11 protein-coding genes and 1 pseudogene are annotated in these 13,913 nt (G+C 65.0%); 8 read left to right on the forward strand and 4 right to left on the reverse strand.

Translation table 11 applies throughout. The features are described from left to right. Window positions 1–1,592: 1,592 nt before the first annotated feature. The gene (locus QRN22_RS20760; RefSeq protein ID WP_042556799.1) at window positions 1,593–2,480 is read right to left on the reverse strand and encodes a PA4780 family RIO1-like protein kinase; all 888 of its coding nucleotides are present in this window, start codon (window positions 2,478–2,480) and stop codon (window positions 1,593–1,595) included. 172 nt (window positions 2,481–2,652) lie between these two features. Between QRN22_RS20760 and ada the strand changes: the two genes are divergently transcribed. Then, on the forward strand, window positions 2,653–3,693 hold the full coding sequence (gene ada / locus QRN22_RS20765) for a bifunctional DNA-binding transcriptional regulator/O6-methylguanine-DNA methyltransferase Ada (protein WP_042556798.1): 1,041 nt from the start codon (window positions 2,653–2,655) through the stop codon (window positions 3,691–3,693). Between the two features lie 30 nt (window positions 3,694–3,723). Here ada and QRN22_RS20770 read toward each other — a convergent pair whose 3' ends face one another. Next, on the reverse strand, window positions 3,724–5,001 hold the full coding sequence (locus QRN22_RS20770; RefSeq protein WP_042556797.1) for an acetyl-CoA C-acetyltransferase: 1,278 nt from the start codon (window positions 4,999–5,001) through the stop codon (window positions 3,724–3,726). A 149-nt stretch (window positions 5,002–5,150) separates the two neighbouring features. Here QRN22_RS20770 and QRN22_RS20775 point away from each other — a divergent pair, with 149 nt between their 5' ends. Then, window positions 5,151–6,506 carry a 3-oxoacyl-ACP reductase gene (locus QRN22_RS20775; protein WP_042556796.1) on the forward strand — a complete coding sequence of 452 codons (1,356 nt, stop codon included), beginning with the start codon at window positions 5,151–5,153 and terminating at the stop codon, window positions 6,504–6,506. Here QRN22_RS20775 and QRN22_RS20780 read toward each other — a convergent pair. Then, window positions 6,507–6,878 (reverse strand): annotated as a pseudogene (locus QRN22_RS20780) (helix-turn-helix transcriptional regulator); the annotation flags it as partial. It lies immediately after the preceding gene. A gap of 234 nt (window positions 6,879–7,112) precedes the next feature. Between QRN22_RS20780 and QRN22_RS20785 the strand changes: the two are divergent. The 5 genes from QRN22_RS20785 to QRN22_RS20805 are packed head-to-tail and all read left to right on the forward strand — an operon-like array spanning window position 7,113 to window position 10,298. Beyond that, window positions 7,113–7,964: a MaoC family dehydratase gene (locus QRN22_RS20785; RefSeq protein WP_042556795.1), complete on the forward strand. Its 852-nt coding sequence runs from the start codon at window positions 7,113–7,115 to the stop codon at window positions 7,962–7,964. A 41-nt stretch (window positions 7,965–8,005) separates the two neighbouring features. Further along, window positions 8,006–8,308, forward strand: a complete 303-nt coding sequence (locus QRN22_RS20790) for a MazG-like family protein (RefSeq protein WP_042556794.1) — start codon at window positions 8,006–8,008, stop codon at window positions 8,306–8,308. Then, a complete protein-coding gene (locus QRN22_RS20795) occupies window positions 8,308–9,057 on the forward strand; it encodes a methyltransferase domain-containing protein (RefSeq protein WP_042556793.1) in 750 nt (249 codons plus the stop codon). Before QRN22_RS20790 ends, QRN22_RS20795 begins: the two co-directional genes overlap by 1 nt. Window positions 9,058–9,083: 26 nt before the next feature. Further along, the gene (locus QRN22_RS20800; protein ID WP_042556792.1) at window positions 9,084–9,701 is read left to right on the forward strand and encodes a DUF4136 domain-containing protein; all 618 of its coding nucleotides are present in this window, start codon (window positions 9,084–9,086) and stop codon (window positions 9,699–9,701) included. 33 nt (window positions 9,702–9,734) lie between these two features. Beyond that, window positions 9,735–10,298, forward strand: coding sequence for a DUF4136 domain-containing protein (locus QRN22_RS20805; RefSeq protein ID WP_042556791.1), 564 nt, complete (start codon window positions 9,735–9,737; stop codon window positions 10,296–10,298). An 83-nt stretch (window positions 10,299–10,381) separates the two neighbouring features. Here QRN22_RS20805 and QRN22_RS20810 read toward each other — a convergent pair whose 3' ends face one another. Continuing rightward, window positions 10,382–11,317 carry an SdiA-regulated domain-containing protein gene (locus tag QRN22_RS20810; protein WP_042556790.1) on the reverse strand — a complete coding sequence of 312 codons (936 nt, stop codon included), beginning with the start codon at window positions 11,315–11,317 and terminating at the stop codon, window positions 10,382–10,384. 291 nt (window positions 11,318–11,608) lie between these two features. Here QRN22_RS20810 and QRN22_RS20815 point away from each other — a divergent pair, with 291 nt between their 5' ends. Then, window positions 11,609–13,900 (forward strand): ATP-binding protein, encoded by a 2,292-nt coding sequence (locus QRN22_RS20815; RefSeq protein WP_082045935.1) that lies wholly within the window; start codon window positions 11,609–11,611, stop codon window positions 13,898–13,900. Window positions 13,901–13,913: the final 13 nt, after the last annotated feature.

Consider the following 13,913-nt stretch of genomic DNA (forward strand, 5'->3'; position numbering starts at 1 on the left):
ATGGCCCGCTCCCACAGTGGACTGCAGAACGGCCGTTCCCTGCGGTTCTCCAGACAGGTCAGCGGGCGCAGGGTCGATGTTGATCCATCAGGCGGACCGCCCTTCAGCGCACCAACCTGTGGGAGCGCGCCATGCGCGCGAAATCGCGGGCATGGCCCGCTCCCACAGTGGATCGCAGAACCGCCGTTCCCTGCGATTATTCAGATAGGTCAGCGGGCGCAGGGTCGAGGTTCATCAATCAGGCGGACCGCCCTTCAGCGCACCAACTTGTGGGAGCGCGCCATGCGCGCGAAATCGCGGGCATGGCCCGCTCCCACAGTGGATTGCAAAACGGCCGTTCCTTGCGGTTCTCCAGACAGGTCAGCGGGCGCAGGATCGATGTTCATCAATCAGGCGGACCACCCTTCAGCGCACCAACCTGTGGGAGCGCGCCATGCGCGCGAAATCGCGGGCACGGCCCGCTCCCACAGTGGATCGCGGAACCGCCGTTCCCTGCGATTCTCCAGGCCGGTCCTAGGGCGCAGGATGGATGTTCACTCATCCTGCGAGCTGCCCTTCGGCGCAGTACCTTGTGGGAGCGCGCCATGCGCGCGAAATCGCGGGCGCGGCCCGCTCCCACAGTGGATCGCGGAACCGCCGTTCCCTGCGATTCTTCAGCCAGATTCGCAGGCGCATGATGGATGTTCAGCCATCCTGCGAGCTGCCCTTCAGCGCACTACCTTGTGGGAGCGCGCCATGCGCGCGAAATCGCGGGCATGGCCCGCTCCCACAGTGGATCGCAGAACCGCCGTTCCCTGCGATTCTTCAGATAGGTCAGCGGGCGCAGGGTCGATGTTCATCCATCAGGCGGATCGCCCTTCAGCGCACCAACTTGTGGGAGCGCGCCATGCGCGCGAAATCGCGGGCGCGGCCCGCTCCCACAGTGGATCGCGGAACCGCCGTTTCCTGCGATTCTTCAGGCAGGTTCGCGGGCGCATGATGGATGTTCACCCATCCTGCGAGCTGCCCTTCGGCGCAGTACCTGTGGAAGCGCGCCATGCGCGCGAAATCGCGGGCGCGGCCCGCTCCCACAGTGGATCGCGGAACCGCCGGTCCCTGCGATTCTTCAGGCCGGTTCGCGGGCGCAGGATGGATGTTCACTCATCCCGCGAGCTGCCCTTCAGCGCATCAACTTGTGGGAGCGCGCCATGCGCGCGAAATCGCGGGCGCGGCCCGCTCCCACAGTGGATCGCGGAACCGCCGTTCCCTGCGATTCTTCAGCCAGATTCGCGGACGCATGATGGATGTTCACTCATCCTGCGAGCCACCCTTCGGCGCAGTACCTGTGGGAGCGCGCCATGCGCGCGAAATCGCGGGCATGGCCCGCTCCCACAGTGGATTGCAAAACGGCCGTTCCCTGCGGTTCTCCAGACAGGTCAGCGGGCGCAGGGTCGATGTTCATCCATCAGGCAGACCGCCCTTCAGCGCACTACCTTGTGGGAGCGCGCCATGCGCGCGAAATCGCGGGCGCGGCCCGCTCCCTCGATGGATCGCAGCCGTACAGAGTGGGCCGGGCGGCGATCCGCTTCAGCCCATCACTGCACCAAGCTCACTCACCGCTCCCAGGGCGGAGGCGGCTCCTGGTCCTTGGGCTCGTCCTCGGCGTTGAGCGCGGCCTGACGACGTGCCTCATCGGCCAGGGCGGCCTTGATTTCACGCAACACGGCGTCGACGTCGGCCTCGTCCTCGGGGTCATCGAACTCCCCGGTCAGCACGCTATCCGGCGTCAGCTTGCCGTCTTCGTAGAGCGCCCACATTTCCTTGGCGTACTTGGTGAACTTGAGCTCCGGTGCGAACTGGCCGAAATAGGCGGCCATGTTGCCGACATCACGCTCGAGCATCTTGAAGGCGTGGTTGTTGCCGGCCGCATCCACCGCCTGGGGCAGGTCGATGATCACCGGGCCTTCCGGGCCAAGCAGCACGTTGAATTCGGACAAGTCGCCATGCACCAGGCCGGCGCAGAGCATCTTGACGATTTCTTCGATCATGAAAGCGTGGAATTCACGGGCGTCTTCGGGGTGCAGGTCGACGTCGTTGAGGCGCGGCGCTACGCCACCCTCGCCGTCCCCGACCAGTTCCATAAGCAGCACACCCTCGAGAAAGTCATAGGGTTTCGGCACCCGGACCCCGGCGCTGGCCAGACGAAACAGGGCTGCCACCTCGGCGTTCTGCCAGGCGTCTTCCTGCCCCTTGCGACCATACTTGGAGCCCTTGGCCATAGCCCGCGCGTCACGGCTGTTGCGTACCTTGCGACCTTCCTGATACTCGGCGGCCTGGCGGAAACCCCGCTTGTTGGCTTCCTTGTAGACCTTGGCGCAACGCAACTCGGTACCGCAACGCACAACATAGACCGCTGCTTCCTTGCCGCTCATCAAAGGGCGAATCACCTCGTCCACCAGGCCGTCTTCGACCAGGGGCTCAATGCGTTTTGGCGTCTTCATCAGCTTTTATTAGGGTCCTCAATGGGCTATGCGGCCCTTTTATACGGCAATCCTCGGGCAGCGCACAGTCTCTATGGAAAATGTGCCGACTCATACACTTTGAAAGCGTGATTGGCACTGGCGCGTAATCTGGTCGATACCGACAATCCAGTGTCTGTTACAGGAGATGAACATGTCGGAAGAACGCCACTGGCAAGCCGTATGCGAACGCGATGCCACGCAGGACGGTGAATTCGTCTTCGCCGTGCGCTCGACCGGCATCTACTGCCGCCCCAGCTGTCCGGCACGCCGGCCAAGGCGCGAGAACGTCAGTTTCCATGCCACGCCCGCACACGCCGAGGCGGCGGGGTATCGGCCCTGTAAACGCTGCTCTCCCCGGGGCAGCAGCCTGGCCGAGCAGCTCGACGCGCTGGTGACTGCAGCCTGCCGCCTGCTCGACGAAGCGGAAAGACCACCGACTCTGCAAGCACTTGCCGCGCGCATCGGCGTGTCACCGTCGCACCTGGCCAGAGCCTTCAAGGCACGTACCGGGATGACCCCCAAGGCCTGGGGCAGCGCCCGCCAGCGTGAGCGCCTGGCGCTCGAACTGCCCCAGGCCGGTTCGCTGCTCGATGCTGCGCTGAACAGCGGTTACTCCAGTACCCGCGCACTCTACGAGCGGGCCGATGGGGTGAGCGCGGCCAGCCGACGCAAAGGTGCCGCCGGGGAATCGCTGCGCATGGCAGTGGCGCCCTGCCCACTGGGCTACCTGCTGGTGGCGAGCAGCGACACTGGCCTCTGCGCCCTGTTGTTCGGCGAATCCGCGAACGCGGTGGAGGCGGAGCTGCGTCAGCGCTTTCCTGCGGCAACGCTGCAGCGTGACGACAAGGCACTGGAGGAGTGGCTGAACGCGGTGCTGATGCAGCTCGAGGAACCGGCACGCGCTGCCTGCCTGCCGCTGGATCTGCAAGGCACGGCGTTTCAGCAGCAGGTATGGCAGGCCCTGCGGGCCATCCCAATGGGTCAGACGCGAACCTACGGACAACTGGCCGCCAACCTGGGCAGCCACCCACGGGCCATCGCCCGAGCCTGCTCCAGCAATCCGCTGGGCCTGCTGGTGCCCTGCCACCGCGTCACCGCAGCCGATGGCAGCCTCGGCGGCTACCGCTGGGGCGTGGCACGCAAGGCCGCCTTGCTCGAGGCCGAAGCCAAGACGACGCGGCGCGAGGATTGATCGGCCAGCCGGTCGCCCTGGTCGGCCGACTCAGCGCTCCAGAATCGCGGTAACGCCCTGGCCACCGGCGGCGCAAATGGAGATCAGGCCACGGCCTTCGCCGGCCACCGATAGCAGCTTGGCCAGGTTGGCGACGATGCGCCCACCCGTCGCTGCGAACGGGTGGCCAGCCGCCAGGGAGCTGCCCTTGATGTTGAGCTTCGCACGGTCGATGCCGCCCAGCGGCTGTTGCAGACCCAGCTTGCTGCGGCAATAGTCGGCGTCCTCCCAGGCCTTGAGCGTGCACAGCACCTGAGCGGCGAAGGCTTCGTGGATTTCGTAGTAGTCGAAATCCTGCAGCGTGAGGCCATTGCGCGCCAGCAAGCGCGGCACCGCATACACCGGCGCCATCAACAGCCCCTCGTTGCCTTTGACGAAATCCACCGCCGCCGCCTCGCCATCGCGCCAGTAGGCAAGAATCGGCAGACCACGGGCCTTGGCCCATTCTTCGCTGGCAAGCAGGACCAACGACGCACCATCGGTCAGCGGTGTCGAGTTGGCTGCGGTCAGGGTGCCGCGCTGGCCACGCTCGAACACGGGCTTGAGGGTGGCCAGCTTGGCCAGGTCGATATCGGGGCGCAGGTTCTGGTCACGGGTCAGGCCGAGAAACGGCGTCAGCAAATCGTCCTGCCAGCCTTCGGCGTAGGCGGCAGCGAGCTTGCGGTGGCTCTCCACGGCCAACTGATCCTGCTCGTCACGCGGGATGGCCCAGTGCTGCGCCATCAGCTCGCAATGCTGGCCCATGGACAAGCCGGTGCGCGGCTCGCCATTGCGCGGTAGCGAGGGCGCCAGGTGCCGTGGACGCAGCTGCAGCAGCGCCTTGATCTTGTCGCCGGTGCTCTTGCCGCGATTGGCTTGTAACAGGATCTTGCGCAGGCCTTCGTTGACGCCGATGGGCGCATCCGAGGTGGTGTCCACGCCACCGGCGATACCGCTTTCGATCTGCCCCAGGGCAATCTTGTTGGCCACCAGCAGCGCGGCTTCGAGCCCGGTGCCGCAGGCCTGTTGCAGGTCGTAGGCCGGGGTTTCGGGGGCCAGGCGCGAGCCGAGTACGCATTCGCGGGTCAGGTTGAAGTCCCGCGAGTGCTTGAGCACCGCCCCTGCGACCACTTCGCCAAGGCGCTCGCCGTGCAGGTTGTAGCGCTCGATCAGGCCCTCCAGCGCGCTGGTGAGCATGGCCTGGTTGCTGGCCGTGGCGTAGGCGGTATTGGAGCGGGCGAAGGGAATACGGTTGCCACCAACGATGGCGACCCGGCGCGGCAGGCTCATGTACGGCTCCTTGCGGGTAATATTCTGCGGCACTTTAGGGTGCCGATTCACCGACACGGTGGCCGGTTATTGGGCTGCTGTCGATGCATGAAACGAGTGATGGCGTACAGTGGTCAACCTCTTTGAGTTTCTGCCCTGGAGTCTGTTCCATGTCCGATCGCTACCTCAACTTCGCCAATACGCCTACCGGACGCCGCCTGGTCGGCGCGCTCGGGCTGCCCGCTCCGCTGCCTCTGGAACGCTGGGTGGCGGGCCGCAACAGGCCTCTGGAAGGTGCGTTGCTGATCGGCGGTAACGGCGACCTGGGCGCTGCGGTGGCAGCCTTCGCCAGCCGCCTGACCGACGAAACCTTCGCCGCTCTCGATGACCAGTACGGCCTGCCGCGCTGGACCGCCGAGCATGGCCCGAAGCTCAAGGGGCTGGTGTTCGATGCCAGTGGCCTGAGCCGCTTCGAGGAGCTCGATGCCCTGCGTCAGTTCTTCCAGCCTGCCCTGAAGAACCTCGGTCGCTGCCCACACGTGGTGGTGCTCGGTCGCGCCCCGCAGACGCTCGACGATCCTCAGGCGTCCAGCGTGCAGCGTGCCCTGGAGGGCTTCACCCGCTCCCTGGCCAAGGAGATCCGCCGTGGCGGCACCGTGCAACTGCTGCACGTCGATCAGGGTGCGCAAGATCAGCTGGAGGGCGCCCTGCGCTTCCTGCTTTCGCCCAAGAGCGCCTATGTGTCGGCCCAGGTACTGCGCCTTCAGCCCTACGCGCAGCAGGTCAACGACTGGACCCGCCCACTGGCCGGCAACACCGCACTGGTCACTGGCGCCAGCCGTGGTATCGGCGCCGCCATCGCCGAAACCCTGGCGCGCGACGGCGCCGAAGTTTTGCTGCTGGACGTACCCCAGGCCAAGGATGCCCTCGATGCCCTGGCCTCGCGCCTCGGCGGACGCAGCCTGGCGCTGGATATATGCGCCGACGACGCGCCCGCGAAACTGGTCGAGGCCCTGCCGCACGGGGTGGATATCGTCGTGCACAACGCAGGTATCACCCGTGACAAGACCCTGGCGAAGATGAGCGAGGGGCTCTGGGAGTCGGTGATCGACGTCAACCTGCGCGCACCGCAGCAGCTCACCGATGCCCTGCTGCAAGCCGGTACCCTGCGCGATAACGGCCGAGTGGTGCTGATCGCATCGCTGAGCGGCATCGCCGGTAACGTCGGGCAGACCAACTATGCAACCAGCAAGGCCGGGCTGATCGGCCTGGCGCAAAGCTGGGCGCCGACGCTGGCCGAACGTGGCATCAGCATCAACGCCGTGGCCCCGGGCTTCATCGAAACGAGCATGACCGCCGCCATCCCCTTCACCATCCGCGAGGCCGGCCGGCGCATGAACGCCATGAATCAGGGCGGCCTGCCTCAGGATGTCGCCGAAGCCGTGGCCTGGTTCGCCCAGCCCGGTTCCGGCGCGGTCAGTGGTCAGGTGTTGCGGGTATGCGGGCAGAGCCTGCTGGGTGCCTGATCAGACTGGGCCGCGCTCGGCTGCCTGCAGCCGGCCGCGGCGGCGAAACTCCACCGGCGTTTCGCCGACCCAGCGCTTGAACGCGCGGTAGAAGGTGCTGGGCTCGGAAAACCCGGTGCGTTCGGCGATCAGCTCGATGCGCTCGTCGGTCTCCAGCAACAGGCGTTTGGCCAACTGGCTACGACGATCGTTGACCATGTCGTTGAAGCGCACATTGGCCTGCGACAGTTGCTCACGAAGCCGTCGGGCGGGCATCTGCAGGCGCGTGGCGACCTGCTCGAGGGTGGCACCTTCGGCGAGTAACTGATCGATCAGCTCATGCACCTGGCTGACCAGGTCCAGGCGCGCTTCGCCCAACGAGCGTCGCAGCAGCGGATTGAGCAGGTATGAGAGCTGCGGCGTATCGGTGATCGACCGCATCAGGGCGCAGCCCGCCGGGTAATTTCATGCATGCTGGCGTCTTCCTTGCCTGGCTGAATGACGACAAGCGTAGGCGGCTTTGAAGATTTGCGCCCGGCCCAAGCGCGGCGGGCACCAATACAGGCTGGCTACTGTCCTAAATCTCGGCGAAAGTACGCTGAATTCCACTTTGCACCGGAGCGCACGATGGCAACCGAATGGCTCGATCTGCACACCCCGCCGGCTCTGCCTGGCCTGCTCCTGCGCGCGGCGATGCGTCGTGGTATCACCGGCAAGGTGCTGCCGCATCGAGGGCTGCGCTGCCAGGTCAGTGTCGACCCCAGCCACCTGGCCCGCTATCGCCAGTTGTGCGGATTTGCCGACGATGCCCGGCTGCCTGCCACCTACCCCCACGTGCTGGCTTTCGCGCTGCAGATGAAGCTGCTCACCGAAGCCGACTTTCCCTTTCCCCTGCTCGGCCTGGTGCACCTGGAAAATCGTATCAGGGTGATTCGCCAGCTCGCCGGGCTGGGCCCTTTTACCCTGAGCGTGGAGACCAGCAACCTGGCGCCCCATGACAAGGGTGCGGTATTCAGTGTCATCACCCGCCTCGAGGACCAGCTCGGGCTGCTCTGGGAAGGTGACAGCCGCCTGCTCTGCCGAGGCATGAAACTGGACGGCCAGACGGTCGGGCGCAGCGACCCTGCCAGCCTGCCGATGGACGAGCTGACTCAATGGCAGGCGCCTGCCAACATCGGCCGCCGCTATGCGCGAATCTCCGGCGACTACAACCCCATCCACCTGTCGGCACTGACCGCCAAACCCTTTGGCTTCCCACGCGCCATCGCCCACGGTCTCTGGAACAAGGCGCGGGCCCTGGCGGCGCTGCAGGCGCACCTGCCGGCCTCGGGGTACAGCGTCGAAGTGCGCTTCCAGAAACCGGTGCTGCTGCCGAGCAGCATCCGCATGCGCGCCAGCCTGCCCGCGGCCGAAGGCCAGTTCGATCTGCTCGGCAAAGAGGATGTGCCGCATTTGGCCGGGTACTGGCAGGTCATATAAGCGTCGTGAAAGAATGTGCGGCTATCGCCTGGGGGCACCGCATGAATATCGCCGAACTCACCGCTCGCCTGCACGCCATCCGTGATCGCAACGACTGGCGCCAGTTCCACGCGCCGAAGAACCTGGCCATGGCGGCCAGCGTGGAAATGGCCGAGCTGGTGGAGATATTCCAGTGGCTCAGCGAGGATCAGTCGCGCAGCCTGCCGGCCGACAAGCTCGAGCATGCCGGGCAGGAAGTCGGTGACGTGGTGCTTTATCTGCTCCTGCTGTGCAGCGAGCTGGGCCTGGACATGGAACAGGTGGTCCGCGCCAAGCTGGCCGACAGCGAACGGCGGTTCAGCTGATGAGTGACCGTCACTTCGACGAGCTGGCGACCCGCTTCGCCGAAAAGATCTATGGCGGCGCCAAGGGCGCTATCCGCCTCGCCGTGCTGCAGGCCGACCTCAGCGAGACGCTGCCCGAGCGCCCACTGCGGGTGCTCGACGTCGGAGCCGGGCTTGGCCACATGGCCCTGTGGCTGGCCGAGCGCGGCCATCAGGTAACCCTGGCCGAGCCAGCCGAGCCCATGCTGGCTGGCGCCCGCGAGCGCTTCGCCGAGGCGGGTGTCGAGGCAACCTTCCTTCACGCGCCGTGGCAGGAACTGCCGGGGCGCTTCGCGGCGCCCTTCGACCTGGTCATCTGCCATGCGGTGCTCGAATGGCTGGCCGAACCGGCCGCCATTCTCCCGACTCTGCATGGCCTGACCGCGCCGGATGGCTGGCTTTCGCTGGCCTTTTACAACAAGGATGCGCTGATCTACCGCAACCTGCTCAAGGGCCATCTGCGCAAGTTGCGCAAGGAAGAGTTCGCCGGCGAAAAGCAGAGCCTGACGCCACAGCGGCCCCTCGATCCACGCGAACTGAAGTCGCAACTTGCCGCTCACTGGCGGGTCGAAGTGGAGAGCGGGGTAAGAGTCTTCCACGATTACATGCCACGGGAATTCCAGGCCAGGGCGGCCCTCGCCGACCTGCTGGAAATGGAACTGGCACACCGTCGTCACCCGGCCTTCGCCGGACTCGGACGCTACCTGCACTGGATCTGTCGGCCACGCTGAACGCCTGCTCTGCCAGGAGAACCGCCATGAAACGCATCGCGTTATTGCTGCTCACCACTGCCCTGGCGGCCTGCCAGAGCCAGAACCCGTACACCACGGACTCCGTGCCGATGCCACCGGCCCCGCCAGGTGCAGCCCAACACTTCGACCGCAGTGCCTACCCCGCCGCGCCCCGTGACTATGCGGCCTACCGTAGCTGGGCCTGGCAGCAGCGTCCGGCCGGCAGCGCCTGGGCCAGCGCGGACCTGGTCCAGGATGCGCTCAACAATGCCCTCGATCAGCGCGGCCTGCGCCCCGCCCAGGGCAACGCTGCGGCCGACCTCAAGGTGCGCACGGACACTCGCCTCGAGCGCCGCGTACGCCAGGTCGCCGATAGCTACGACCCCTACTATGGAGGCGGTTATGGCAGTTACGGCAACCGCGGCTATTACGGCAACGGTGTCGGTGTGGGCGCCCGCGTACCGCTGACCAGAACCTATGAAGAAGAAATCGTGGTGGTGCGTATCGACTTCTTCGACGGCCGCAGCGGGGAACAGGTGTGGAGCGGGCAGGCGGAAATGCGCAGCAGCGGCAGCCAATCCGAACGCGCCGAGGCCCTGCGCAAGGCGGTCAGCGACGCTCTTGGCGAATACCCCCCAGCATGACCCCCGCTTTCTGACCGATTCAGGAGAACTCTTATGCGCCGCCTGCCTTTGCTGTTGATCCCCGTCCTGTTGCTGCTGGGCGCCTGCCAGAGCCAGCAGATCAACCGTGACTTCGATGCCAGCCGCGACTTCGCCGGCTACCGCAGCTGGAGCTGGCAGGAGCCGGCCGTGCAGTACAAACCCGATGATCCGCGTGTTCGCAGCGACCTGACCGAGCAGCGTCTGCGCAGCGCAGTGAGCGGGCAGCTCGACCAGCGCGGCCTGCGTCCTGCTGCGGCCGGGGCCTCGGGCGATCTGCATGTACAGGTGTGGTTGATCGTCGATCAACGCCAGCAGCAGGTCAGCACCGGATTTGGTGGCGGCTTCGGCGGCTACTGGGGTAATTACTGGGGCGGCCCCGCCTACAATGAAACCCGTACCGTCGATTACAAGGTCGCGACGGTGCAGATCGACCTGTTCGATGCCAAGGACGGCAAACTGGTCTGGCGCGGCAGCGACGAGCGCATCATGCGCAATGACGAGGGCAACCCCGCCCAGCGCGAGACGGTGATCCGTGAAACCGTGGGCCGGGTGCTGAGCCAGTATCCACCGCGCTAGGGCCGCCGAGGCAGTATCCAGTTGGCGCCACCCGCTCCCTTCGCCCGGGGGCGCGGCGCCTGCGCTGAAATGTCCTTGCCGGGCTAACCGCGCCCGAAACGGTAGAACAGGTTGGGTTCGCTGACGATATAGAGGTTGCCTTGATCGTCGAAGGTCATGCCTTCGCCCTGAGGCACGGCCTTTCCGAGGCCGGCGAAGTCGCTGTCCAGGGTACGGAAACCGATCAGTTCACCACTTTCGCCATCCAGCTCCATGATCCGCTTCGACTCGTCGCTGAGCAGCGCCAGGTTGCCGGTGTGTTCGTCGAAGTGAACGGACGACAGATCGGACGCGAATACCGAATCGCGGATCCAGTCGTCGTGATCGATGATTTCAAGGCCGAAATTACCCTTCACGCTGCTTTTGAAACCGCGGATTTCGTAGAGCTTCATGGGCGAATGCTCCTTGACCACGAACAGCCGATCCCGCGCCCGGTCGTAACCCACCCCTTCGAAGCCCTGATTGCCGTCACGCTGGATGCCCAGCGTCAGGGCGCGATAGTCCTCGCGAAACAGCGCCCCGGCGCGTTCCGGTACAGGCACCACCACCAGCGCATGCTCGCGTTCTTCGGCGAGCAGCAGCATGCCATCGCCCAGGTAGGTCACGCCCTCGACATCGCTGAAGCCACTCAGCGGGTAACGCGCGAGCACTTCGCCATCCTTGCTCATGGCCAACAGTTCTTCGGGGTTGTTGAGCACCGCCCACAACTGGTCGCGCTGGTCGTCGTAGCTCAGGGCCGAGAGGTTATCGCTGACGCCACCGACCACCTTGGCGTCGATCTGGACCTTGTACCTGTGGGAAAGCAGGCTGTTCGGTGCCCATTGCGAGATCGCTGGGGTGGTCAGCCAGTAATAGAGGCGGTCGTCCAGGTGCAGAGCGCGCATCTGATAGCCGGCAACGAGCAGGATCAACAACAGCAGCCACGCCCACGGGCGCAGGACGGGCAGACGGGAAAAGGCCCGCTTGGCAGCAGATATCATGGCGATTCTCGAGTTCACGGATGCAGGCAGTCTGCCTGGAGAATGTTGCAGTCCGTCGATAAGACGGGGACCGCTTTGAGAGGCACGCGCGCATGCAAAGTTCCTCGCCGCCCGGCATTCTGCGCGCAGTGACGCAACCCGCGCTCCCCCGCATTACGGTTTACCCGGCCTGCGAGACCGTGCAGACTGACTGTGCAGGGAACTACATACGTGCAGAGAACTTCATGGCGCCATTGCCCCTGGCGACCGCGGCGTCCCTGCCTCCCAACGCATCCGCCCTCGAGACCGCTCATGCAGACCGGCCTGGAACCGAAGGAGAACATCTTGGCGTCCAGCGAAACCATCACTTCATTGAGCAGCGCCATCGCCAACTGCGCCAAGGAACCCATCCATATTCCCGGCAGCATCCAGCCCCAGGGATTTCTGATGGTGTTCCACGAGCAGGCGCTGACGGTGCTGCAAGTGAGCGAGAACGTCGCCGAATGGCTGGGCGTGGATCCCGATCAGTTGCTGGGCCGGCATCTGGACGCATTGCTCGAAGACAGCGCCATGCTCGCCGAGCGCCTGGAGCAGCTGTCTCACGATGAAACCACGCCATTCCACGTCGGCGACGTGCGGTTCCGTGAGGGCAGTCGCAACGGCCAGTTGATCGCCATGATGGTGCACCGCTACGACGGCGTGCTGATCGCCGAGTTCGAGCCGACCAGCAACGTGATCGCGGCCTACAACAACCTCTATCCGGTGGTGCGCACCTTCATCGGCCATTTGCAGGACGCTGACGATGTCGACGAGCTGTGCCGCCTGTCGGTCGACGAAGTCAAACGCATCACCGGTTTCGGCCGGGTCAAGGCCTACAGCTTCGATGCCGAGGGCAATGGCCTGGTGCTCGCCGAACGTGTCGACCCGGGTTATCCGAGCTACCTCGGCCTGAGCTTTCCTGCCGCAGACATTCCGCCCCAGGCGCGCGCCCTGTACGTCGGCAACCGCATTCGGGTGATCGAGGATGCCAACTACCAGCCGTCGCCACTGCGCCCGGCGCTCAACCCGCTGACCGGCAAACCACTGGATCTGAGCTACGCCGCGCTGCGCAGCGTGTCGCCGGTGCACCTGCAGTACATGCGCAACATGCAGACCATCGCTTCGATGTCGATTTCCATCGTGGTCGAAGGGCAGCTCTGGGGGTTGATCTCCTGCCACCATGCCGAAGCCCGCTCGGTGGGTTTCCAGACCCGCACCGCCTGTGAGCTGCTGGGGCGCATGTTGTCGCTGCAGGTCGAAGCGAAGATCGCTCAGGCGCGCACCCAGCATCTGCTGCAGTTGCGCCAGCAGATCGTGCAGATGCTCTCTGCCATGGCCGACCGCGACAGTATCAGCGACGGGTTGCTGTCACTGCCCGATACCTTCTTGAACTTCGCCCAGGCCAGTGGGGGAGCGATCATTTCCGCGTCGCGTTGCGACCTGCTTGGGCAAACGCCGCCACGCGACCAGGTCAACGCGCTGGTGCACTGGTTAGGTGCACGAACCGGCGAAGACCTGTTCCAGACCGACAACGTCAGTCGCGACATTCCGGAGCTGCCTGGGCTCGCCAAACATGTCGGCGGCCTGTTGGCCGTCGCCATCTCCGAGCTGCACTCGCATTACCTGATCTGGTTCAAGCCGGAGCAGACGCGCATCGTCACCTGGGCTGGCAAGCCAGAGAAGTCGATCAGCTCCAGCGGCGTGCTCAACCCGCGCAACAGCTTTGCGCGCTGGCAGGAAGACATCGGTGGTTTTTCCACCCCCTGGCACGCACAGGAACCGGAAAGCGCGCTGGAGCTGCGCAACGCGGTGCTTGGCATCGTACTGCGCAAAGCCGAGGAAATGGCCCAACTGGCCAGCGACCTGAAGAAATCCAACAAGGAACTGGAGGCCTTTTCCTACAGCGTCTCCCACGACCTGCGCGCGCCACTGCGGCATATCGCCGGTTATGCGGAGCTGCTCGGTGATTTCGAAGGTAGCAACCTGTCGGAGCGCGGCGTGCGCTTCCTCGATCACATCAGCGAGTCGGCTCGGTTTGCCGGCACCCTGGTGGACAACCTGCTGAGCTTCTCGCAGATGGGCCGCTCGGCGTTGCGCTTCTCCGACGTCAACCTGCAGGCTCTGGTCGACTCGATTCGCGAGGAGATGAAGCCAGACTACCAAGGACGCAACCTGGAATGGCACGTGCGACCACTACCGATGGTGATCGCCGACGCTGTGTTTCTGCACCTGGCACTGCGCAATCTGCTGGCCAACGCCATCAAGTACAGTCGTGATCGCAATCCGGCGGTGATCGTCATCGGCGCCCAGGAGGACGATGACGAGGTCGTGGTGTTCGTACGCGACAATGGCGTCGGCTTCAATATGGAGTACGCCGACAAACTGTTCGGGGTTTTCCAGCGCCTGCACCGCATGGAAGAATTCGAAGGCACAGGCATAGGCCTGGCCAGCGTACGACGTATAATCGAGCGCCACGATGGTAGAGTCTGGGCAGAGGGCACAATTGACCAGGGCGCCACCTTTTACTTCGCGTTACCCAAACGCCACCACCCCGCGCTTTCTTGACGGGAAGAGGACT

The sequence above is a fragment of the Pseudomonas sp. MEJ086 genome, assembly GCF_030209025.1.
In the GTDB taxonomy this organism is placed as follows: domain Bacteria; phylum Pseudomonadota; class Gammaproteobacteria; order Pseudomonadales; family Pseudomonadaceae; genus Aquipseudomonas; species Aquipseudomonas fulva_A.

Excerpts from the sequence above, each read along its gene's own strand:
- QRN22_RS20760 (WP_042556799.1), bottom strand. The coding sequence starts at position 2,480 with ATGAAGACGCCAAAACGCATTGAGCCCCTGGTCGAAGACGGCCTGGTG.
- ada (WP_042556798.1), top strand. The coding sequence starts at position 2,653 with ATGTCGGAAGAACGCCACTGGCAAGCCGTATGCGAACGCGATGCCACG.
- QRN22_RS20770 (WP_042556797.1), bottom strand. The coding sequence starts at position 5,001 with ATGAGCCTGCCGCGCCGGGTCGCCATCGTTGGTGGCAACCGTATTCCC.
- QRN22_RS20775 (WP_042556796.1), top strand. The coding sequence starts at position 5,151 with ATGTCCGATCGCTACCTCAACTTCGCCAATACGCCTACCGGACGCCGC.
- QRN22_RS20785 (WP_042556795.1), top strand. The coding sequence starts at position 7,113 with ATGGCAACCGAATGGCTCGATCTGCACACCCCGCCGGCTCTGCCTGGC.
- QRN22_RS20790 (WP_042556794.1), top strand. The coding sequence starts at position 8,006 with ATGAATATCGCCGAACTCACCGCTCGCCTGCACGCCATCCGTGATCGC.
- QRN22_RS20795 (WP_042556793.1), top strand. The coding sequence starts at position 8,308 with ATGAGTGACCGTCACTTCGACGAGCTGGCGACCCGCTTCGCCGAAAAG.
- QRN22_RS20800 (WP_042556792.1), top strand. The coding sequence starts at position 9,084 with ATGAAACGCATCGCGTTATTGCTGCTCACCACTGCCCTGGCGGCCTGC.
- QRN22_RS20805 (WP_042556791.1), top strand. The coding sequence starts at position 9,735 with ATGCGCCGCCTGCCTTTGCTGTTGATCCCCGTCCTGTTGCTGCTGGGC.
- QRN22_RS20810 (WP_042556790.1), bottom strand. The coding sequence starts at position 11,317 with ATGATATCTGCTGCCAAGCGGGCCTTTTCCCGTCTGCCCGTCCTGCGC.
- QRN22_RS20815 (WP_082045935.1), top strand. The coding sequence starts at position 11,609 with ATGCAGACCGGCCTGGAACCGAAGGAGAACATCTTGGCGTCCAGCGAA.